The following is a 20,549-nucleotide window of genomic DNA, read 5'->3' as shown; positions in this document are numbered from 1 at the left end:
CGGGTCAGCCGATCTTCGTGCCGAGCAGCGCACCGATCGCGAACGTGGCCGCCAGCGCCAGCGCGCCGCCGATGACGACGCGTATCATCGCCTTGCCGCGCGAGGCGCCGCCGATCCACGCCGCGACGTAGCCGGTGGCGGCCAGCGCGATCAGAACGATCACGAACGTGAGCGGGATGCGGATCTCCGGCGGCGTCAGGATCGTCAGAAGCGGCAGGATGCCGCCGATCGTGAACGAGATCGCCGAGGCGATCGCCGCGTGCCACGGGCTGACGACGTCGTCCATGTCGATCCCCAGCTCCGCGGAGAGGTGCGCCCGGAGGGCGTCGTGCTCGGTGAGCTCGAGCGCCACCTGGCGTGCGGTCTCCGGCTTCAGGCCCTGCGACTCGTAGAGGCCGGCGAGCTCGGCGAGCTCCTCGTCCGGCATCTCGGCCAGCTCCGTGCGCTCCTTGGCGATGAGGGCGTGCTCGCTGTCGCGCTGGCTGCTCACCGACACATACTCGCCGAGCGCCATCGAGACGGCGCCACCGACCAGGGCGGCGAGGCCGGCGGTCAGGATGGCCGGGATGGAGGGCGTGGCCCCCGCGACACCGACGACGACCGCCGCGACGGACACGATGCCGTCGTTCGCGCCGAGCACGCCGGCTCTCAGCCAGTTCAGTCGTTGCGAGAGCCCCTCGCGGTGCGGCTCGTCGGGGTGCTTTCCGTTCACGGTCTCCGCGGTCATAGCGCAAGCCTAGGAACGTTGGGCTCCGGTTTCCAGCAAGCGCAGCCGAACCTAACCCGTTGCTGCCTGCGCCCCTTCGGCGGCAGCGGCGCGCCTCGCCTCCCGCAGCCTCCGCTGCACGCGGTACTCGTGCACGGTCAGGACCACGATCAGCACGTCGAACGCGGTCAGGGCGAGCAGGCCCCAGGAGAAGTGCCTGGCCAGCTCCCAGCCCTGCCAGCCGATGAACACGGCGAGGAAGCCGATCATCCACGGGTACGCCCAGAGCTGCTCCTTCAGCACCGCCCAGACCAGCACGACCTTCACCACGCCGTGGAGCAGCAGGTAGACCGCGCCGAACAGCGTGGCCGAGCCGGTGAGGGTGTGGCCGAAGTGGACGATCCAGTTGGAGACCGGGTCGTTCGGATCGTCGCCGAGCTCGTGCTGGGTGAGGAAGACCACGACCGCGTTCAGCCGCTGCGGAGTCAGGAAGAGCAGCAGGACGCCGCCGAGCAGCTCGAGCACCCCGTCGGCGCCCTTCAGCACCAGGGTGATCCGGAAGAGGACCTCCAGGAACCGTTCCCGGCGGTCGACGGTCCCGTGTTCGGCGTCGCGCTCCGTGCTCATCACCCCATCGAACCACCGAAGCCGCACGCCACCCGGCGAGGGCGGAGATTTCCATGAGAGTAGACTCAGAAATCTTACGTAAGAGAAAGGCCCCCGTGTGACCCCCGTGCTCTCCTCCCTCCTCGACGACGTCCTCCGCCGCAACGCCGGCGAGCCGGAGTTCCACCAGGCGGCGCGGGAGGTGCTCGGCTCGCTGGGGCCCGTCATCCAGGCGAATCCGCGCTACGCCGAGCACGCGGTGCTGGAGCGCATCACCGAGCCGGAGCGCCAGCTGATCTTCCGGGTGCCGTGGACGGACGACGAGGGGAACATCCGCGTCAACCGCGGGTTCCGGGTGGAGTTCAATTCCGCTCTCGGGCCGTACAAGGGCGGTCTGCGCTTCCATCCGAGCGTCACGCTCGGCACCGTGAAGTTCCTCGGCTTCGAGCAGATCTTCAAGAACGCGCTCACCGGCCTGCCGATCGGCGGCGGCAAGGGCGGCAGCGACTTCGACCCGAAGGGCCGCTCCGACGCCGAGGTGATGCGGTTCTGCCAGTCGTTCATGACCGAGCTGTACCGCCACCTCGGCGAGTACACCGACGTGCCGGCGGGCGACATCGGCGTCGGCGGCCGGGAGATCGGCTACCTGTTCGGCCAGTACAAGCATCACGAACCGGTACGAGTCGGGTGTGCTCACCGGCAAGGGCGTCGGCTGGGGCGGCTCGCTGGTCCGCACCGAGGCGACCGGGTACGGCGCGGTCGTGTTCGCGCAGCGGATGCTGGCCACCCGCGGCCGCTCCTTCGACGGCGCGCGGGTCCTCGTCTCCGGCTCGGGCAACGTCGCGCTGTACGCGATCCAGAAGGTGCACCAGCTCGGCGGCACCGTCGTGGCGTGCTCGGACTCCTCCGGCGTGGTCTACGACCGCCACGGGCTCGACCTCGACCTGCTCCGGCAGCTCAAAGAGGTGGAGCGTGCCCGCCTGTCCGAGTACGTCTCCCGCCGCGGCCCGTCCGCGGAGTACCGCGCGAACGGCGACATCTGGGCGCTCGCGGCCGAGACCCCGATCGACGTCGCGATCCCCTGCGCCACCCAGAACGAGCTGGACGCCACCGCTGCGACCACGCTCGCGGGCAACGGCGTCGCGGCCGTGGTCGAGGGCGCCAACATGCCCTGCACGCCGGAGGCGGTCCACGTGCTGCGCGCCGCGGGCGTGCTGTTCGCGCCGGGCAAGGCGGCGAACGCGGGCGGTGTGGCGACCTCCGCCCTGGAGATGCAGCAGAATGCGTCGCGCGACGCCTGGACGTTCGAGTACGCCGAGCAGCGCCTCGACGAGATCATGACCTCCATCCACGACAGCTGCGCCGAGACCGCCGAGCAGTACGGAGCGCCGGGCGACTACGTGCTGGGCGCGAACGTGGCCGGCTTCGTGCGCGTGGCGGACGCGATGCTCGCGCTCGGGGTGATCTGAGCCGGGGTGATCTGAGCCGGGTGGGCTGACCGCGCGACCTGATCCGCGGGGCGGCCTAGCGCCCGATCCGCTTGCGCAGCCACTCGATGCGCGCCTGGAGCTGCGTCACGCTCGCCTGGGCCACGGCCGGGCCGCCGCATACGCGGCGCAGCTCGGCGTGGATGAGGCCGTGCGGCTCCCCCGAGTTCTTCGAGTACAGGCCGACCAGGCTGTTGAGCAGCTGGCGCTGCTCCTTGAGCGTGCGGTGCAGCGGCGCGGGCGGATGCCCGTCGGCAGCGGCGGGACGGGACGCGTGCCGCCGGGCCTGCCGCTGCTGGCGCTGCATGAGGAGGTCGTGCACCTGCTCCGGCTCCAGGATGCCGGGAAGGCCGATGAAGTCGAGCTCCTCGTCGGTGCCGGGCTGGGCGAAGCCGCCGAACTCGCGGCCGTCGTACACGACGCGGTCGAAGTTCGCCTCCGAGCCGAGCGCCTCGAACGCGAACTGCTCGGTCAGCGCCTCCGAGGCCCGGCCCTCCTTGTTGGCGTCGGCGACCAGGGCGTCCTCCGGATTCCAGAGGTCGCCCTCGCCGCCCTCGGCCGACGGCCGGTCGAGCGCGTGGTCGCGCTCCAGCTCCAGGGCGTTGGCGAGCGCCATCAGGGTGGGGACGTTCGGCAGGAACACCGAGGCCGTTTCGCCGCGGCGCCGGGCGCGCACGAAGCGGCCGATCGCCTGCGCGAAGAACAGCGGCGTGGAGGCGCTGGTCGCGTACACGCCGACCGCCAGCCGCGGCACGTCGACGCCCTCCGACACCATGCGCACGGCGACCATCCAGCGGGAGTCGCCCGCCGAGAAGTCGGCGATGCGGTCGCTGGCCTCCTTCTCGTCCGAGAGCACCACGGTGACGGGCTCGCCGCTGATCTGCTGCAGCAGGTCGGCGTAGGCGCGGGCCGCGTAGTGGTCGGTGGCGATCACCAGACCGCCCGCGTCCGGGATGGAGTGGCGGACCTCGGTGAGCCGCCGATCGGCCGCGCTGAGGACGGCGGGGATCCACTCCCCGCGCGGGTCGAGCGCGGTGCGCCAGGCCTGCGAGGTGATGTCCTTGGTGTTGCCCTCGCCGAGCCGCGCCTCCATCTCGTCGCCGGTCTTGGTGCGCCAGCGCATCTGCCCGGCGTAGACCATGAAGATCACCGGGCGGACGACGCCGTCGCTCAGCGCGCGCCCGTAGCCGTAGTTGTAGTCGGTGACCGAGGTGCGGATGCCCTGCCGGTCCGGCAGGTAGGAGACGAACGGGATCGGCGCGGTGTCCGACCGGAACGGCGTCCCCGTCAGCGACAGCCGGCGGGTGGCGCGCTCGAACGCGTCGCGGATGCCGTCGCCCCAGCTGAGGGCGTCGCCGCCGTGGTGCACCTCGTCGAGGATGACCAGGGTGCGGTGGGCTTCGGTGATGTCCTTGTGCAGGCTCGGCCGCATGGCGACCTGGGCGTACGTGACCGCCGCGCCCTTGTAGTGCCGGGCGTAGCGGCCGTCGGCGTTGCGGAAGTCCGGGTCGAGGTGGAGGCCGACGCGGGCCGCGGCCTCCGCCCACTGCCGCTTGAGGTGCTCGGTCGGAGCGACCACGGTGACCCGCTCGACGACCCGCCGGGACAGCAGCTCGGTCGCGAGCCGGAGGGCGAAGGTCGTCTTGCCGGCGCCGGGGGTCGCGGCGGCGAGGAAGTCGCGGGGCTCGTTCACGAAGTAGGCGTCCAGGGCTTCGGCCTGCCAGGCGCGCAGCTTGCCCGCGGTTCCCCAGGCGGCACGCTCGGGGAAGGACGGCGACAGGTGCTCGGCGGCGAAGCTGCCCGCCCGGGCGCCGACGCCGTGCTCTGCGGTGTCGGGGTCTGCGTTGTCGGGGTCTGCGGCGTCGGGTTCTGTGGCGTCGGGCTCTGCTGCGCCGACGCCGGGGATGTCGAGTTCGGCGGCTCCAGCGGGTACGACTGCGCCCATCCCGTACTCGTCGGGCGGGGGTGCTGCTGTCGTCTCCACTTGGATCGAATCTACCCGAGCCTCCTGACAATCGTCGTCGGGTCGGCGGCGCGAGGCAGAATGGTGGAATGGTCGAAGCTCAGCATCCGTGGTCCCGTTACGTCGCGCTCGGCGACTCGTTCACCGAGGGCATCGGTGACCCGGAGCCGCTCAGCCCGGGCGGCCACCGCGGCTGGGCCGACCGTGTTGCGGAGGTGCTGAGCAGCAAGACCGACGACTTCGCGTACGCGAACCTGGCCGTGCGCGGCAAGCTCATCAAGCAGATCCTGGACGAGCAGGTGGACGCGGCGGTCGCCCTCCACCCCGACCTCATCACGATCTCGGCGGGCGGCAACGACGTGATCCGCCCCGGCACCGACCCCGATGTGATCGCCGCCCTGTTCGACGAGGCGGTGGGCCGGCTCAGCGCCGACGGCGCGACGGTGGTGGTCTTCACCGGCGTGGACGTCGGCTTCTCCCCCGTCTTCCGCGGCATCCGCGGCAAGGTGGCGATCTACAACGAGAACGTGCGGGCGGTGGCCGCGAAGTACGACGCGATCGTGGCGGACCAGTGGTCGCTCACCGAGATCCAGGACGTCCGGATGTGGGCGCCGGACCGCCTCCACTTGGCGCCGCTCGGCCACCACACGGTCGCTCGCATGGTCCTGGCGGCCCTGAACGTCGAGAACGACCTCCAGCCGCTGGAGCCCGAGCCGCTGCCCGCGCGGACCTGGCGGCAGGCCCGGGCGGAGGACCTGTCGTGGGCGCGGGAGTACCTGGTGCCGTGGGTGCTGCGGCGGATCCGGCACCAGTCGTCGGGCGATCACGTGCTGCCGAAGCGGCCGCAGGCGGGGCCGTTCGTGATCGAGATGGAGGAGGACTGAGGGCCGAGCACGCCGTCGTCACGACGCCGGCGGCGGCTCCGTTGCTTCGCCTCCCGTCAGGGAGACCCCGCTCTCAGCGAGAAGAGCCACCACTGCCGGGGCGATGTGCCGGCCGTATTCGTCCGTAATGTGCGTGCTGTCGAACTTGATAGGGATGCCGTCCGCGAACGCCGGGCAGCGATCGGATACGCAGAAGAGCGGCCTCGAGTCGATGCGGACGCCGTCGAACGCGGCAGCCGTCTTCGCATCCGCCGCGCCGAACGTCTTCCACCGATCGGGCACCGTTGTGACGCATTCCGCCGGTGAGGTGCGCGGCGAATAGCACTCGCGTACGTCCTTGTCGGAGGGCGGTGCAGCGAGGAAGACCACCTTCCCGACATTCGACGCCACGTGCTCGATCGAGCGCTTGAGCCCCGCCTGATACTCGGCGACGCTGATCTCCTTACCCGTCTCGGTGTTCTTGTACGGCGCCGGCGCGTTCGTGACGAACAGCACCTCCGGTCTCAGCGTGGCGAGGTTGGCGATCTCGAGTTCCTTGCGTGCCGGACATGCGGCTTGAAGCGCCGGGTCGGCACTGCTCGTCGGGAGGTCGACGAACGGGCAGCTGTACATCCCGAGCGCGGTGAACCGGAGTTGTCCTCCAGACACCTCGGCGAGCGCCCGGAGCATGGCGACGTAGGCGACCGACGTGGAGTCGCCGACGATGGCCATCGAGTGCGGCGCATCCGCGGCACCCCAGGTGCAGGACTCGACGCCCGGGTACTTGGCGATGGCGCACGCGTGGGTCGCCGGGTCGTGCTCGTAGCCGGCGACGACGCTGTCCATGCTCGGGTTCAGCTCAGGCCAGCTCTTCTCGCCGAGGGCCGTCTTGATCCCGGCGGAGAGCGATTCGAGGGCTGCCCGGTCGCCGCCACCGTCCAGCACGTCGTCCGGAGCCGGGGATGCGGTCTTGCCGGCCGACGCTTCGGGACGCGTCGCGTTCCGGTCCACCGTGAAAGCGAGTACCAGCGCGCCGGCCGTCACCGCCGCCACCGTTCCCAGCGCGATGGCTTTCGCCCGGGAACCCTGCGCGGTCCGCCGCCGTCGCCGCGTCTGCGGCTCCAACCAGGAGGACCGACGCACGGGCTCCTCGATGAAGCGGTACGACAGCGCCGCCAGCACAATGGAGAGCGCGATGGACTCCATCGCAGGAAGGGGCGTCCCATAGACGGACGTCCCGCGCGCGAGCTCCGTGACCAGGATCAGCGCGGGGAAGTGCCAGAGGTACAGCGAGTACGAGATGTCGCCGATGTAGCTCAGGACCGGGTTGTCCAGCGGATTGAGCCACGAGCGCTTCGGCTGCCAGGGGAAAGCGATGAACGCCGCAGTGCTGAGCACGGCGAGCGCCGCCCACGGAGCCGGGAAGCCGGCACCGGAGGGGGTGATCGCGCTCGCGAGGACCATGCCCGCCAGTGCGAGCAGGGCGATGGCCGGACGGAGCGCCGCCGGGAGCTTCGAGAACCACGGCATGCAGAGCGCCACCGCCGCGCCGACCGAGAGCTCCCACAGCCGGGCCGGCGTGATGAAGTAGGCCGTTGCGCTGTCGGCCTGGGTGAGTTGCAGGGACAGTATGAAGAGGGCGACCGTGATCGCGAAGGTGATCAGCGCAGCCAGCACACGCGGCCTCCGCCCGCGCGCGACGACGAGGGCGATGAGGAGGATCGCCGCCGGCCAGACCAGGTAGTACTGCTCCTCCAGGCTGAGCGACCAGTAGTGCTGCAGCGGGGAGGTCTGGGCGCCCTGGGCGAAGTAGTCGGTCTGAACGGCCGCGAACCGCCAGTTGGAGACGAAGAACAGCGACGCAAGGGCGTCCCACGCGGTGGACACGAAACGGCCTGTGGTGAATAGCGCCCACGCACCTACCACCGTGGCGACGAGCACCGCGACCGAAGCGGGGATCAGGCGCCGGATGCGCCGGCGGTAGAACGCGAGGAACCGGATGCGCCCGGTCCGCTCGTACTCGCGGTGCAGCACGGAGGTCATCAGGAACCCGGAGATGACGAAGAAGATGTCGACGCCGACGAACCCGCCGGCGGGCCACTCGAAGGCGTGGTTGAGGACGACGAGTCCGACCGCGAGGGCACGCAGGCCCTGAAGGTCGAGGCGGAATTTCGTAGGCGCGGGGCCGGGTTGTCCGAAGCGGGCGCCGGAGGCGCCGGATCTGCGTCCGTCAGGCCCTGTGCTGCGTGCGCTCCTTCGTGACGAGTCGCTCATTGCTCGCTGCCCTTCTGTTCGGCTGCCTGCGTGATTTGACGGTGCGGCGCCGCGCGCGTTCGGTGGGTCTGCCAGGCCCGCGCCGTCCCCAGGGGCGTCACGACGTCGCGGCCGGTACGCCGTCGCCATCGAGGGTCACGCCCGCCTCGGCGAGCAAGGCGACGAAAGCCGGAGCGATGTGACGTGAGTACGCCTCGGTGAGATGGGTGGCGTCGAACTTCACGGGGATCCCGTCGGCGAACGCCGGGCATCGATTGGAGACGCAGAACAGCGGGCGGGTGTCGATGTGCACGCCGCCGACGCCCTCCACTGCCCGGGCGCCCGAGCTCGCGAAGGTCTTCCACCGCGCGGAGACAGTGCTCACACAGCCGGCCGGGGAAGTCCGCGGAGAGTAGCACTCCCGGATATCGTCGCCAGGTGGCGGCGGCGCCAGGACCACGACTCTACCGACCTCGCCAGCGACTCGTTCGACGGACCGCTGCAGGGCCTGTTGGTACTCCGACGCCGTGATCTCCTTTCCGCTGTCGAGGTCGACGTACGGGACGACCCCGTTCGCGACGAAGAGCACGTCCGGTCTCACGCTGGCGAGACTCTCGACGGCGAGTTCTTTGCGTGCAGGGCAGGCATCGGCGAACTCCGGGTTGAGACTGTTGGTCCGAAGATCGATGAACGGGCAGCTGTACTGCCCGAGGGCCGTGAATCGGAGCCGCCCCTCTGAGCCTTCGGCGATCGTCCGAAGCATCGCGACGTACGCGACCGACATCGAGTCGCCGACAATGGCCATCGAATGGGCCGCGTCCGCCGCACCCCATGTGCACCGCTCCACCCCGGGATATGAAGGGCTGGCGCACGCGTGCGTTTCCGGTTCGAACTGGTACTGGGCGACCACTCTGTCCATGCTCGGATCGAGCTCCGGCCAGCTCTTCTCCGAGAGCGCCGTCGTGATTGCGCTGGAGAGCGCGTCCAGGGAGGTGCGATCGCCCTGGCTCTCAAGTGCGTTCCCCGCGGGTGGGGTCTTCTTCCCAGCCGCGCCTTCGAGGCTCGGTGTCCGGTCGTCCGTCGTGAATGCGAGCAGCAGAAGCGCAGATGTCGCCGTTGCCAGCGATCCGAGCGCGATGGCCTTCGCCTTCGACCCTCGAGCCGGCCGTCGTCGCGTCTTCTTCGGCTCCAGCCACGCCGACTTCCGCACCGTCTCCTCCACGAACCGGTACGTCACCTCCGACAGCCCGAACGCGACCACGATCGACACCACCGCGGGCAGAGCCGTCTTCTCCCCCGGCAGCCCGCGGAACGCCTCCGTGATGAGGATCAGCGCCGGGAAGTGCCACAGGTACAGCGAGTACGAGATGTCCCCCACGTGCGTGAACACCGGGTTGGCGAGCGGGTTCAGCCACGTGCGCTGCGGCTGCCACGGGAACGCGATGAACACCGCCGCGCTCACGACCGCGACCAGCGCCCACGGCGCAGGGAAGCCGGCTCCCGACGGCGTGATGACCGACGCGACCACCATCCCCGCCAGCGAGGCAAGCATGAGGAAAGGCCGCCACACGGCAGGCAGCCGGTCGAACAGCGGCATGCAGAGCGCCACCGTCGAGCCGACCGAGAGCTCCCACAGGCGTGCCGGGGTGATGAAGTAGGCGGTCGCGCTGTCCGTCAGGGTGAGCTGCAGCGACACGACGAACAGGCCGGCCGTGATCACGAGGCACAGCGCGGCGGCCAGCACGCGCGGGCGATGCCGCCCCGCCGCGAGCAGCGCCAGCACGAGCACCGCGACCGGCCAGACCAGGTAGTACTGTTCCTCCAGGCTGAGCGACCAGTAGTGCTGCAGCGGCGACGTCTGAGCGCCCTGTGCGAAGTAGTCCGTCGACACCGCCGCGAACCGCCAGTTGGACACGAAGAACAGCGCCGCGACGCCGTCCCATACCGTCGAGAGGAATCGTCCGGGCCCGAACAGCGCGAAGGCGCCGGCGATCGTCACCGCGATCACCGTCGCGGAGGCCGGGATGAGTCGGCGGATGCGGCGGCGGTAGAACGCCAGGAACCGGATCGTCCCCGAGCGCTCGTACTCCCGGTAGAGCAGCGACGTCATCAGGAAGCCCGAGATGACGAAGAAGATGTCGACGCCGATGAAACCGCCGGCGGGCCACTCGAAGGCGTGGTTGAGGATCACCAGGCCGACGGCGAGGGCACGCAGGCCCTGGAGGTCGAGCCGCTTGACGGTGGGCGGGGTCGCCGGGCGGTTCGTCGTGGTGGTGGAGCGGCGGCCGCGGGATTCGGCGCGCGTGAAGGGCTGGGTGTCAGACGTCATGTGATGTGGGGCCTCAGCGGGTGTGGGTGAACCTCATCACGCTAAGGGGAGGCGCGCCGCCATCCCACCGGTGGCGATCACGAAGCCGCGTGGTCGCGCGGGATCGCCGGATGCCGCCTCACCCCGAGTCTCACCCGCGCGGTCAGCGCGGGCCCGCAGTTGCGGGGATCAGGTCCCCAGTCCCCCCGGATGCGCCAGCCGCCACCCGAACCCCGGGTCTGGCACGTCCTTCGCGAGGGCCAGGTCCACTGTCTTGGTGTCGCCGTTCACCGTGAAGCTGATCCGGCCGACGATGTCGCCCTTGAACCCGGACTGCAGCCGCTGCGTGGTCAGGTCGACCGTGACCGGTGTGTCCGACCACACCACGAAGCTCTGGCCCGAGGTCGCCACTACGTTGGAGGCCGCGCCCCACTTGGTCGTGTACGACCCGAAGACCTCGCCGCTCGTGGCGGCCGTCACCTCATGGAAGCCCGCCTGCATGCTCGTCAGCAGCCCGGAGACGCCGGCCCACAGCGTGTCATGGTCGGGGGCGCCCAGCACGACGCCGAGGACGCGCACCTTCTCCGTGCCGACCGGCACCTGCGCCGAGAAGAGCAGGCAGAATCCCGCCTGGTCGGTGTTGCCGGTCTTGATCCCGTCGACGCCGTCCACGCCGAGCAGCGCGTTCGTGTTGTCCTGCGCGCCCGCTCCCGGGAGAGTGGCCGACTTCTGCGACACGATCGCCGAGAGCGCGGGCGAGGCGAGCACGAGCTTGCCGAGGCCGATCAGGTCCTTCGTCGTGCTCACGTTGCCGGGGTCGAGGCCGTCCGGGGTGACCACCTTCGTGCCGGTGAAGCCCTTGTCCTTGAGCCATCCGTTCGCCGCCTTGAGGTAGGCGCCGGTGGACCCGTAGGCCCAGTTCGCCAGCGAGATCGCGTAGTTGTTCGCGGACGGCAGCAGCATCGCGGTGAGCGCCTGCTTCTCGGTCATCGACGTGCCCGCCTGGACGGGCGCCCACGAGCCGCCGTCGGCGACCACCTCGTGCCAGATGTCGACGTCCTTCTGGGTGAACGAGATCGACGGGCCGTCGGCGTTGCCGTCCAGCGGCTTGGCCTGAAGGACGACCAGCGCCGTGATCGTCTTGGTCATGCTGGCAATCGGCATGCTCGCGTCGCTGCCGTGGTACTCGGTCGCGCCGGGATAGTCCGGAGCGGTGATCGCCGCCGATCCGTAGCCCGGCCAGTTCAGCTGGGCGGCGGCCTGCGTGAGCGGCTTCTGCGGCTCGGTGACCGCGGCGGTGGCCGGCACCGGTGTGACGATCGAGGCGAACACGTAGAGCACGGCGAGCAGCAGCACGCCGCCGACCCCGAAGACGACGATCCGGCGGCGGCGGTAGACCTGCTTGCGGTTCAGACTGCGCGGCGGATCGGCGAGGACTTGCTGGGGCACCCTCGGATTCTAGGGGTGCCCACTGAGGCATCCGCTGAGAACGCGCCAGCGCCCGCGGATGCGGAACCCCTCACCGCACCCGCATCGCCCACAGCACCACGGCGCTCGCGGACGCCACATTCAGCGAGTCCACCCCGTGCAGCATCGGGATGGTCACCACCGTGTCCGCGGCCGCCAGCGCGCGGCGGCTGAGCCCGTCGCCCTCCGAGCCGAACACGAGCGCCGCGCGCTCCGGCGCGCGGGCGGCGTACTCGTCGAGCCCCACCGCGTCGTCCGCGAGCGCCAGGGCCGCGATCTCGAACCCGGCCTCGTGCAGCAGCGGCCCCGCCTCGTCCCATTCGGGGATGCGCGTCCACGGCACCTGCAGGACCGTCCCCATGCTCACCCGGACACTGCGCCGGTACAGCGGGTCGGCGCAGCGCGGGCTCACCAGCACGGCGTCCGCGCCGAGCCCCGCGACGCTGCGGAAGATCGCGCCGACGTTCGTGTGGTCGACGATGTCCTCCAGCACGACGACCCGGCGCGCGCCCGCGAGCAGCGCGCGCGGGTCGGGCAGCTCCGGCCGGTGCATCGCGGCCAGCGCCCCGCGGTGGAGGTGGTAGCCGGTCAGCTGCTCCAGCAGCGCGGACTCCCCCACGAACACCGGCACGTCGGGGAAGTCCGTCAGCAGCGGCGCGACGTCGTCCAGCCACTGCTCCTGCAGCAGCACCGACCGCGGCCGGTGGCCTGCCGCGAGCGCGCGCGTGATGACCTTGGTCGACTCCGCGATGTAGAGGCCGCCCTCCGGCTCGGTCACCCGCCGCAGCGCGACATCGGTCAGGCGGGAGTAGTCGGCGAGGCCGTCGGCGGTCAGGTCGGTCACGCGATGGATCTGCACCCGTCCAGATTGCCAGTAGCCGGAAACAAACTCGAAAAGCGGCCGGTTTAGACTTCGTGAAGGACCGACCGGGAGGTGCCTGTGACCACGCTGACGACCGAGCTCTCGCCCGAGCTCTCGCGCGGCATCGACGAGGTCGAGGGGCTGCTCGCCGGGCGCGCGTTCGCGGTGCTCACCGGCGCGGGCGTCTCCACGGACTCCGGCATCCCCGACTATCGCGGCGAGGGCGCGCCGAAGCGCACGCCGATGACGTTCCAGCAGTTCCTCGCCGATGACCGCTACCGCAGGCGGTACTGGGCCGGGAGCCACCTCGGCTACCGCCGTTTCGCCGCGGCGCACCCGAACGCCGGCCACCGCGCCCTCGCGGCACTGGAGGCGGCGGGCGCGGCGAACGGCGTCATCACGCAGAACGTCGACGGCCTGCACAAGCAGGCGGGAAGCCGCCGGGTGGTCGACCTGCACGGCTCGATGGACCGGGTGGTCTGCCTGGTCTGCGGACAGATCTTCGCGCGCGAGGCGATCACGGCGCGCATCGACGAGGCGAACCCGTGGCTGGAGGCCGAGGGCGCGGTGGAGATCGCGCCGGACGGCGACGCGATCGTCACCGACGTCGACTCCTTCATCGTGCCCGACTGCACGGTCTGCGGCGGACAGCTGAAGCCCGACGTGGTGTTCTTCGGCGAGTTCATCCCGGCGGAGAAGTACCGGGAGGCGAGCGCCCTCGTGCGCGGAGCCGACGCGCTCGTCATCGCGGGCTCCTCGCTGGTGGTGAACTCGGGCATCCGGCTGCTGGAGGAGGCGCGGCGCAAGCGCCTCCCGATCGTCATCGTGAACCGCGGCGAGACCAAGGGCGACGCGCGGGCCACCGTTAAGCTGGACGGCGGGACCACGGAGACGCTGGTCGAGCTGGCACGCCGGCTCGCCTAGACCGCCGCGCGTCCTGCGACGAAAGGACGCGCGTGACCTTCATCTCCCTCGTTCGGCACGGCCAGACCGACTGGAACCTGACCAAGCGCATCCAGGGCTCCAGCGACATCCCGCTCAACAGCACGGGGCGCGCGCAGGCCGACGCGACCGGACGCGCGCTCTCGGGAGGCCGGTTCGACGCCGTGTTCGCGAGCCCGCTCAGCCGCGCGCTCGACACCGCCCGGATCATCTCCGGTCACCTGGGGCTCGGCGAGCCGGCCCAGCTGGCCGCGGTGGCCGAGCGGCAATACGGCGAGGCCGAGGGGCTGACCGGCGCCGAGATCCTGGAGCGCTGGCCGGAGGGCACGCCCGTGCCCGGCCGGGAGACCCGCGAGGAGGTCGTCGGCCGCGCCCTCCCCGCGCTGCTGGAGCTGGGCGACGCGCACCCCGGGCAGAACCTCATCGTGGTCAGCCACGGCGGCGTGATCGGCTCGCTCGTCCGGCACGTGACGGGCCACGCCCTCCCCGGGCCGGGCGAGGTCATCCCGAACGGCTCGGTGCACCGCTTCAGCTACGACGACGGACGGCTCACCCTCGACCGATTCAACCTGGGACCGGAGGACCACGACCTGTTCACGGCATCGGTGCTCTGAACGTCCGCGCTCCGAACCGCTCTGGCGACCAGCCGCTCAGCCCTGCCGCCGCGACGACCGGGCCGCCGTCGCCGTGAGGACCGTGAGCAGGTGCTCAGCCGACGCGGCCCAGGTGAACCGCCCGGCCTCCCGACGCGCCTCCGCCGACCGCTGCGCCCAGACGCCCGGCTGCTCCAGGTGGCGCACCCGGGCCACGAGCGCGTCGGCGTCGTCGGCCGGGAAGTACAGCGCCGACTCGCCGCCGATCTCGCGGAAGATCGGGATGTCGCTGACGACCACCGGCGTCCCGAGCGTCATCGACTCCACCAGCGGGATGCCGAAGCCCTCGTCGCGCGAGGCGGTAACGAGCGCGGTCGCCCGGGCGAGCGTCTCCGCATAGTCCTCGTCGGTAGCCCCGTCGTGGAAGACCAGCCGGGCCGCGGGCGCCAGCGCGGCGAGCCGGTCGCGCTCGGCCGGCGTGACGCGGCTCATCAGGTGGAGCTGGTAGTCGGGGAGCATCCCCGCCGCCCGGACGAGCGTGTCCACGTTCTTGTACGGCATGAACGAGCCCATGTAGACGAGGATCTTGGACTCCGGAGCCTGCCGCGTCGCGCGCTCCTCCGGGATGGCCGGCATGTCCGCCGCGTTCGGCACGACGTAGACCGGACGCCGGGTCAGGTGATGCTCCTCGATCAGCTGCTTCGTCGTCTCCGACACCGTGACCACCGCGTCCGAGCGGTTGAGCAGCATCCGCTGCGGCCACCAGGCCAGGTGGTACAGCCGCCAGAGCCCGCGCACGAACGCCGGCAGGTCGCGCGGCGGCGTCGGGTGGCGATAGTAGATCAGGTCGTGCACGGTGAGGACGAGCCGGTAGCGGCGGCCGAAGCCGCCCATCGTCTGCATCGGCGTGAACACGATGTCCGGCTTCAGCTTGTTCACCCGGCGGGCAACCCACGGCTCCCGCACGGACGTCGGCGGCGACGCCAGCTCCCACGGCAGGTCGGGCAGCAGCTCCAGCTGGCGGTGGTCGCTGATCAGCATGGTCACGGCGTGCCGCCGGGCGAGCGCGCCGACCAGGCCCGCGGTGAACCGGCTGATGCCGTCGTGGCGCCCGATGCGCGTGTAGCGGCAGTCGAAGACGATCCTCACGCGCGGCCCTCCCGGTCCGTGGTGCCGCGGTCGCCGGCGTCCGGGCCGGTGGCACCGTGCTCGGCCGCGGCCCGCTCGGCCAGGAACGCCTCGATCGCCCGCGCGGCCTCCACCGGCTTCTCGTAGTGGATGAGGTGGCCGACGCCGTCGATCTCGACCAGCCGGGCGTCCGGGAACAGCCCGCGCAGCACACGCTCGGCGGCGATCGGCGTGATGTCGTCGTCGACGGCCGCGACCAGCAGCGTCGGCTCCGGGATCCGCGCCGCGTACTCGCGGACGTCGTGCGCGACCGAGGCGCGGAACGCCTGCAGCACGACCCGCCGGTCGCTGAAGGCGGAGAAGTAGCTGTCGTGCTGGCCGTGGATCCACGCCCGCAGCGACCGGTCGCGGGTCTTCGCCATCGCCTCGCTCATGACCCGGACGATGATCCGGTTGCGCAGCAGCGCGAAGCCGAGCCGCTCCGGCAGTACGGCCGCCAGCCAGTAGTAGAAGATCGCGAGGCGGGTGAGCACGCCGCGCGGACCGGCGAGCGCGGGCTGGCCGATCGGGTTGACCAGGACGACCGCGTCCGGGCGGGCCACCGGCGCCGCTCCCGAGCCCTCGGCCAGCGTCGCGGCGACCACGATCGAGCCGAACGAGTGCCCGAGCAGCACGACGCGCCCCGACAGCTCCAGCCCGGACACGAACGCCCGCAGCCACGCCGAATACCCGTCGATGTCGTGGTCGCGCTCGGTCAGCGGTGTGGACTCGCCGAAGCCGGGGAGGTCGGGCGAGATCAGCCGCAGGTCGCCGCCGAGCTGCGCCACCACCGGCTCCAGGCCGTGGTGGTCGCCGCGGAACCCGTGCACCAGCACCAGCGTGGTGGCGGCGTCCGGATCGCCGTAGTCCCAGTACCGCGTCATCCCGCCCAGCAGCGGGAGCTCGGCGCGGCGGACCGGGACGCGGCCCAGCGCTTCCGCGTACGGAGAGGCGGCTTCCCGGTACGGCGAGGCGGCGTACCGTGTCGAGGAGGTCATCGTCGTCCAGTCTAGGCCGGGTCGTCATCCGAACCCGGTGAATGCGGCTTCGGGACTGGACAGCCCACCGCCCGCAGGTCCTAGACTTCTCTGGATGTAATCGCTTGCATGACCCCACCGTGCACGACCCCCGAGCTCGCTGCCCCGACGGCGTGGCCGCTCGAGAAGGAGAACCGTGAGTTTCACCGCGCCCATCACGCTGCCCGGGCTCACCCTCGACCCGCAGTGGTACCGCCGCGCCGTGTTCTACGAGGTGATGGTCCGCTCCTTCGTGGACAGCAACGGCGACGGGTCCGGCGACATCGCGGGCCTGACCTCCAAGCTCGACTACCTGCAGTGGCTCGGCATCGACGCCCTGTGGCTGCCCCCGTTCTTCCAGTCGCCGCTGCGCGACGGCGGCTACGACGTGGCCGACTTCAAGGCGATCCTGCCCGAGTTCGGCACCATCGAGGAGTTCCGCGACCTGGTCACCAAGGCGCACGAGCGCAACATGCGCATCATCATCGACCTCCCGATGAACCACACCTCGGACCAGCACGAGTGGTTCCAGCAGTCCCGCAGCGACCCGGAGGGACCGTACGGCGACTTCTACGTGTGGAACGACACCGACGACAAGTGGCCGGACATCCGGATCATCTTCGTCGACACCGAGGACTCCAACTGGGCGTTCGACGAGGCGCGCAGGCAGTTCTACTTCCACCGGTTCTTCTCGCACCAGCCCGACCTCAACTTCGAGAACCCGGCCGTGCACGACGCCATGTTCGATGTCGTCCGGTTCTGGCTCGACCTCGGCGTCGACGGCTTCCGGCTGGACGCCATCCCCTACCTGTACGAGTCGGACGAGGGCAACGGCGAGGGCGAGCCGCCCACGCACGAGTTCATCAAGAAGCTCCGGATGATGGTCGACCGCGAGTACCCCGGCCGGATGATGATCGCCGAGGCGAACCAGTGGCCCCGCGAGGTCGCGGCGTTCTTCGGCTCGGAGGACGAGCCGGAGTGCCACATGGCGTTCGACTTCCCGGTGATGCCGCGCATCTTCTACGCGCTCCGCAGCCAGCAGGCCTCCGAGCTGATCCGAGTGCTGTCGGAGACGACCGACGTCCCGGACGGCTCGGCGTGGGGCGTGTTCCTGCGCAACCACGACGAGCTCACGCTGGAGATGGTCAGCGAGGAGTACCGCCAGGCCATGTACGGCTGGTACGCCTACGACCCGCGGATGCGCGCCAACATCGGCATCCGGCGCCGCCTGGCGCCGCTGCTCGACAACTCCCGGGCGGAGCTGGAGCTGGCGCACGCGCTGCTCTTCTCGCTGGAGGGCAGCCCGTTCCTCTACTACGGCGACGAGATCGGGATGGGCGACAACATCTGGCTGCCCGACCGCGACAGCTCCCGCACGCCCATGCAATGGACGCCGGACCGCAACGCCGGCTTCTCGACGGCGGACCCCGGCAAGCTGTTCCTCCCGGTCGTGCAGTCGCTCGTCTACCACTACAACCAGGTCAACGTGGAGGCGCAGCTGGCGCAGTCGCGGTCGCTGCTGCACTGGATCCGCAACGTCATCCACGTCCGCAAGGCGCACCCGGTGTTCGGGCTCGGCGACATGCGCGTGCTCCCGACCGACCACGAGTCGGTCCTGGCGTTCGTCCGCAGCTACGCGGGCAGCGGGACGCACTTCGGCGACCAGCCGGAGGACGTGCTGTGCGTGTTCTCGTTCGCGCACAACCCCGTCTCGGTGACGCTGGAGGCGCCCGAGTTCGCCGGCAGCGCGCTCTACGACCTGTTCGGCGGCGCGGAGTTCCCGACGGTGGCGGAGGACGGCCGGTTCACGCTGACCCTCGGCACCCAGAACTTCTACTGGCTGCACATCGAGCCGCGCCGGCCGTGAGTTCTCTCGGCGTGTTTCGGCGGGACTGACGGAGGTCGTTCCTACGCTGGCTGCATGAGCGATTGGCATCACGAACTCGGCGTCTTCGATCTGGAGACCACGGGCGTGGATGTCGAATCGGCGCGGATCGTCACCGCCCACGTCGGACTGCTCGGGGCGAACGGCGAGGTGAAGCACGGTCGCTACTGGCTGCTCGACCCCGAGGTGGAGATCCCGGCGGAGGCCACGGCCGTGCACGGCATCACCACCGAGCTCGCGCGCGAGAAGGGCATGGACGCCGGCGCGGGCGTGGAGGCGATCGTCGACCAGCTCCGCCGGCTGTTCGACCGCGGAATCCCGGTGGTCGCCTACAACGCGCCCTACGACTTCACGCTCCTCGACCGGGAGGCCCGCCGGCACGGCATCGAGCCCCTGTCCTCCCCCGGCCCGATCATCGACCCGCTGGTCATCGACCGCGCCGTGGACCGGTACCGTCCGGGCAAACGCACGTTGACCGTGACCGCGACGCACTACGGCGTGGAGCTGATCGCCGCCCACGACGCGGCCGCCGACGCCATCGCCGCCGGCCGCCTCGCGCAGGCGCTGGCCCAGCGGCACGGCGAGGAACTCGCCATCGGCGCCGTCGAGTTGCACAGCAAGCAGGTGGACTGGTGCCGCGAGCAGGCCGCCGACTTCCAGGAGTACATGCGCCGCGTCCGCGACCCGGAGTTCACCGCGTCGGGGGCCTGGCCGGTGCACGCCTGGCCGGCGTGACCTGTCCTCCCCCGCCCGCGCCCCGCAGGCTGGGGACTGCTGCGAGCGGCGTGGGGTCGCTAGTGTCTGAGACATGAGTGACTCCGACCTGAATCCGCAGCCCCTCCCGCCGCAGCAGCCGCAGCCGCAGTACGGGGCCTACCAGCCGCCCGCGCAGCCCGGCTACAACACGATGTCGATCGTGGCGTTCATCCTCGCGTTCTTCGTGAGCATCGTCGGCATCATCCTGGGCTTCGTCGCCCTCTCCCAGATCAAGCGCACCGGCGAGCAGGGCCGCGGCCTCGCCCTCGCCGCCGTCATCATCGGCTTCGTCGAGGTCGCGATCGGCATCCTGGTCTTCATCCTGGTCCTCGTCGGCCTCGGCATCGCCGCCTCGCACGGCTACCGGAACTACTGAGCGCCACGCACAGACAGGCCCCCGTCGACGACGGGGGCCTGTCCCACGGCACGCGAAAAGGCCCCGCCCTCTCGGAGCGGGGCCTTTTCGGTGCGGCTTACTTGCCGAAGTTCTTGTAGCGCGTGTTGAACTTCTCGACGCGGCCGGCCGAGTCGAGGATCCGCTGCTTGCCCGTGTAGAACGGGTGCGACTCCGAGGAGATCTCGACGTCGATGACCGGGTAGGTGTTGCCGTCCTCCCACTCGATGGTCTTGTCGCTGCTCACGGTGGAGCGGGTCAGGAAGGTCGCACCCGAGGCCAGGTCGCGGAAAACCACGGGGGCGTAGTCGGGGTGGATGCCAGTCTTCATGAGGACTTCCTTGTTGCGTAGTGTTCGGTCGGTCGTGTCCGCGCGCGTCAGCGCGATGACGGGAAGCTTTGCGGTCCGCACCTGCCAGATCGACGGATCGTGCGGGGAACCAGCTATCGAGTTTAGCAGATACCTCAGTCGCTCGTGGCCTGACGCGCCCGGGCGGTGAAGCGGCCCTCGGTCTCGGTGAGCTCCACGTCGACACCGAAGGTCTCGCTGAGGGACTCGCTCGTCAGCACCTCGGCGATCGGGCCGGCGGCGGTGACGCGGCCGTCCTTGAGCAGGAGCGCGCGGTTGAAGCCGAGCGGGATCTCCTCGACGTGGTGGGTGACCATGACGATCGCCGGGGACTTGGGGTCGCTCGCGTAGCCGCCGAGCAGCTGCACGAGCTCCTCGCGTCCGCCGAGGTCGAGGCTGGCGGCCGGCTCGTCGAGGAGCAGGATCTCCGGGTCGGTCATGACCGAGCGGGCGATCTGGACGCGCTTCTGCTCGCCGTCGCTCAGGCTGCCGAAGGTGCGCTCGGCGAGGTGGTCGAGGTGCCACTCGGAGAGCACCCGGCGGGCGCGGCGCTCGTCGATGTCCTCGTAGAGCTCGTTCCAGCGGCCGGTCACCGCGTACGCCGCAGTCATGACCACGTCGAGCACGCGCTCGGTGCGCGGGATGCGCCGGGCCAGCGCGGTCGACGCGAAGCCGAGCAGCGGGCGCAGCTCGGACAAGTCGCTGTGGCCGACCGTCTCGCCGAGGACCACGGCCTCGCCCGACGACGGGTGGATGGCCGCGGCGGCGACCTGCAGCATCGTGGTCTTGCCTGCGCCGTTCGGGCCGAGGATGACCCAGCGCTCATCCGGCTCCACCGTCCAGTCGACGCCTTGGAGGACGGGGTTGCCGTCCCGGACTACGGACACGTCGTGAAGTCGGAGAACACTGCCTGCCATGCGCTCTAGCCTACC

17 protein-coding genes and 1 pseudogene are annotated in these 20,549 nt (G+C 70.7%); 7 read left to right on the top strand and 11 right to left on the bottom strand.

The window, feature by feature from the left end:
• Positions 1 to 4 precede the first annotated feature (4 nt).
• Both HNR13_RS11440 and HNR13_RS11435 read right to left on the bottom strand, forming a co-directional pair.
• Positions 5 to 727, bottom strand: coding sequence for a VIT1/CCC1 transporter family protein (locus tag HNR13_RS11440; protein ID WP_179605868.1), 723 nt, complete (start codon positions 725 to 727; stop codon positions 5 to 7).
• Between the two features lie 51 nt (positions 728 to 778).
• Complete coding sequence (locus HNR13_RS11435) at positions 779 to 1,333, bottom strand: DUF2127 domain-containing protein (RefSeq protein ID WP_179605867.1); 555 nt, start codon at positions 1,331 to 1,333, stop codon at positions 779 to 781.
• 97 nt (positions 1,334 to 1,430) lie between these two features.
• On the opposite strand from HNR13_RS11435, the pseudogene gdhA reads away from it, so the two are divergent.
• A pseudogene (gdhA, locus tag HNR13_RS11430) lies at positions 1,431 to 2,781 on the top strand (NADP-specific glutamate dehydrogenase).
• 55 nt (positions 2,782 to 2,836) lie between these two features.
• On the opposite strand, the gene HNR13_RS11425 reads toward gdhA, so the two are convergent.
• Positions 2,837 to 4,744, bottom strand: a complete 1,908-nt coding sequence (locus tag HNR13_RS11425; protein WP_246312748.1) for a DEAD/DEAH box helicase — start codon at positions 4,742 to 4,744, stop codon at positions 2,837 to 2,839.
• A gap of 107 nt (positions 4,745 to 4,851) precedes the next feature.
• Here HNR13_RS11425 and HNR13_RS11420 point away from each other — a divergent pair, with 107 nt between their 5' ends.
• Positions 4,852 to 5,646 carry an SGNH/GDSL hydrolase family protein gene (locus HNR13_RS11420; protein ID WP_179605866.1) on the top strand — a complete coding sequence of 265 codons (795 nt, stop codon included), beginning with the start codon at positions 4,852 to 4,854 and terminating at the stop codon, positions 5,644 to 5,646.
• A gap of 18 nt (positions 5,647 to 5,664) precedes the next feature.
• On the opposite strand, the gene HNR13_RS11415 is transcribed toward HNR13_RS11420, so the two are convergent.
• The 4 genes from HNR13_RS11415 to HNR13_RS11400 form a co-directional block, all read right to left on the bottom strand.
• Entirely contained in the window at positions 5,665 to 7,899 is a 2,235-nt protein-coding gene (locus tag HNR13_RS11415; protein WP_179605865.1) for an acyltransferase family protein, read from the bottom strand.
• A gap of 97 nt (positions 7,900 to 7,996) precedes the next feature.
• Positions 7,997 to 10,207, bottom strand: coding sequence for an acyltransferase family protein (locus tag HNR13_RS11410; RefSeq protein WP_179605864.1), 2,211 nt, complete (start codon positions 10,205 to 10,207; stop codon positions 7,997 to 7,999).
• Positions 10,208 to 10,375: 168 nt separating this feature from the next.
• The gene (locus HNR13_RS11405; RefSeq protein WP_343063531.1) at positions 10,376 to 11,635 is read right to left on the bottom strand and encodes a D-alanyl-D-alanine carboxypeptidase family protein; all 1,260 of its coding nucleotides are present in this window, start codon (positions 11,633 to 11,635) and stop codon (positions 10,376 to 10,378) included.
• Positions 11,636 to 11,705: 70 nt separating this feature from the next.
• Positions 11,706 to 12,512 carry a TrmH family RNA methyltransferase gene (locus tag HNR13_RS11400; RefSeq protein WP_179605863.1) on the bottom strand — a complete coding sequence of 269 codons (807 nt, stop codon included), beginning with the start codon at positions 12,510 to 12,512 and terminating at the stop codon, positions 11,706 to 11,708.
• An 81-nt stretch (positions 12,513 to 12,593) separates the two neighbouring features.
• On the opposite strand from HNR13_RS11400, the gene HNR13_RS11395 reads away from it, so the two are divergent.
• Positions 12,594 to 13,439 carry a Sir2 family NAD-dependent protein deacetylase gene (locus tag HNR13_RS11395; protein ID WP_179605862.1) on the top strand — a complete coding sequence of 282 codons (846 nt, stop codon included), beginning with the start codon at positions 12,594 to 12,596 and terminating at the stop codon, positions 13,437 to 13,439.
• Between the two features lie 32 nt (positions 13,440 to 13,471).
• On the top strand, positions 13,472 to 14,071 hold the full coding sequence (locus tag HNR13_RS11390; RefSeq protein WP_179605861.1) for a histidine phosphatase family protein: 600 nt from the start codon (positions 13,472 to 13,474) through the stop codon (positions 14,069 to 14,071).
• Positions 14,072 to 14,107: 36 nt separating this feature from the next.
• On the opposite strand, the gene HNR13_RS11385 is transcribed toward HNR13_RS11390, so the two are convergent.
• Entirely contained in the window at positions 14,108 to 15,199 is a 1,092-nt protein-coding gene (locus tag HNR13_RS11385; RefSeq protein ID WP_179605860.1) for a glycosyltransferase, read from the bottom strand.
• Positions 15,196 to 16,215: an alpha/beta fold hydrolase gene (locus HNR13_RS11380; RefSeq protein WP_179605859.1), complete on the bottom strand. Its 1,020-nt coding sequence runs from the start codon at positions 16,213 to 16,215 to the stop codon at positions 15,196 to 15,198. Before HNR13_RS11380 ends, HNR13_RS11385 begins: the two co-directional genes overlap by 4 nt.
• Positions 16,216 to 16,390: 175 nt before the next feature.
• Here HNR13_RS11380 and treS point away from each other — a divergent pair, with 175 nt between their 5' ends.
• From treS to HNR13_RS11365, 3 genes are all read left to right on the top strand, one after another.
• A complete protein-coding gene (gene treS / locus HNR13_RS11375) occupies positions 16,391 to 18,100 on the top strand; it encodes a maltose alpha-D-glucosyltransferase (RefSeq protein WP_179605858.1) in 1,710 nt (569 codons plus the stop codon).
• A gap of 54 nt (positions 18,101 to 18,154) precedes the next feature.
• Positions 18,155 to 18,853, top strand: a complete 699-nt coding sequence (locus tag HNR13_RS11370; RefSeq protein WP_179605857.1) for a 3'-5' exonuclease — start codon at positions 18,155 to 18,157, stop codon at positions 18,851 to 18,853.
• Positions 18,854 to 18,926: 73 nt separating this feature from the next.
• Positions 18,927 to 19,250: a DUF4190 domain-containing protein gene (locus HNR13_RS11365; RefSeq protein ID WP_179605856.1), complete on the top strand. Its 324-nt coding sequence runs from the start codon at positions 18,927 to 18,929 to the stop codon at positions 19,248 to 19,250.
• 97 nt (positions 19,251 to 19,347) lie between these two features.
• On the opposite strand, the gene HNR13_RS11360 is transcribed toward HNR13_RS11365, so the two are convergent.
• Together HNR13_RS11360 and HNR13_RS11355 are read right to left on the bottom strand one after the other, a co-directional pair.
• Positions 19,348 to 19,599: a type B 50S ribosomal protein L31 gene (locus HNR13_RS11360; RefSeq protein ID WP_090038270.1), complete on the bottom strand. Its 252-nt coding sequence runs from the start codon at positions 19,597 to 19,599 to the stop codon at positions 19,348 to 19,350.
• Positions 19,600 to 19,733: 134 nt separating this feature from the next.
• Positions 19,734 to 20,534, bottom strand: a complete 801-nt coding sequence (locus tag HNR13_RS11355) for an ABC transporter ATP-binding protein (RefSeq protein WP_179605855.1) — start codon at positions 20,532 to 20,534, stop codon at positions 19,734 to 19,736.
• Positions 20,535 to 20,549: the final 15 nt, after the last annotated feature.

It is taken from the genome of Leifsonia shinshuensis (assembly GCF_013410375.1).
GTDB lineage: Bacteria > Actinomycetota > Actinomycetes > Actinomycetales > Microbacteriaceae > Leifsonia > Leifsonia shinshuensis.
The sequence above is the reverse complement of the archived record's forward strand: the minus strand, read 5'-3'. Positions and strand labels throughout refer to the sequence as shown.

Coding starts and splice junctions, on each gene's coding strand:
- HNR13_RS11425 (WP_246312748.1), bottom strand. CDS start 4,744: ATGGGCGCAGTCGTACCCGCTGGAGCCGCCGAACTCGACATCCCCGGC.
- HNR13_RS11420 (WP_179605866.1), top strand. CDS start 4,852: ATGGTCGAAGCTCAGCATCCGTGGTCCCGTTACGTCGCGCTCGGCGAC.
- HNR13_RS11370 (WP_179605857.1), top strand. CDS start 18,155: ATGAGCGATTGGCATCACGAACTCGGCGTCTTCGATCTGGAGACCACG.
- HNR13_RS11435 (WP_179605867.1), bottom strand. CDS start 1,333: ATGAGCACGGAGCGCGACGCCGAACACGGGACCGTCGACCGCCGGGAA.
- HNR13_RS11365 (WP_179605856.1), top strand. CDS start 18,927: ATGAGTGACTCCGACCTGAATCCGCAGCCCCTCCCGCCGCAGCAGCCG.
- HNR13_RS11415 (WP_179605865.1), bottom strand. CDS start 7,899: ATGAGCGACTCGTCACGAAGGAGCGCACGCAGCACAGGGCCTGACGGA.
- HNR13_RS11355 (WP_179605855.1), bottom strand. CDS start 20,534: ATGGCAGGCAGTGTTCTCCGACTTCACGACGTGTCCGTAGTCCGGGAC.
- HNR13_RS11380 (WP_179605859.1), bottom strand. CDS start 16,215: ATGACCTCCTCGACACGGTACGCCGCCTCGCCGTACCGGGAAGCCGCC.
- HNR13_RS11440 (WP_179605868.1), bottom strand. CDS start 727: ATGACCGCGGAGACCGTGAACGGAAAGCACCCCGACGAGCCGCACCGC.
- HNR13_RS11410 (WP_179605864.1), bottom strand. CDS start 10,207: ATGACGTCTGACACCCAGCCCTTCACGCGCGCCGAATCCCGCGGCCGC.
- HNR13_RS11360 (WP_090038270.1), bottom strand. CDS start 19,599: ATGAAGACTGGCATCCACCCCGACTACGCCCCCGTGGTTTTCCGCGAC.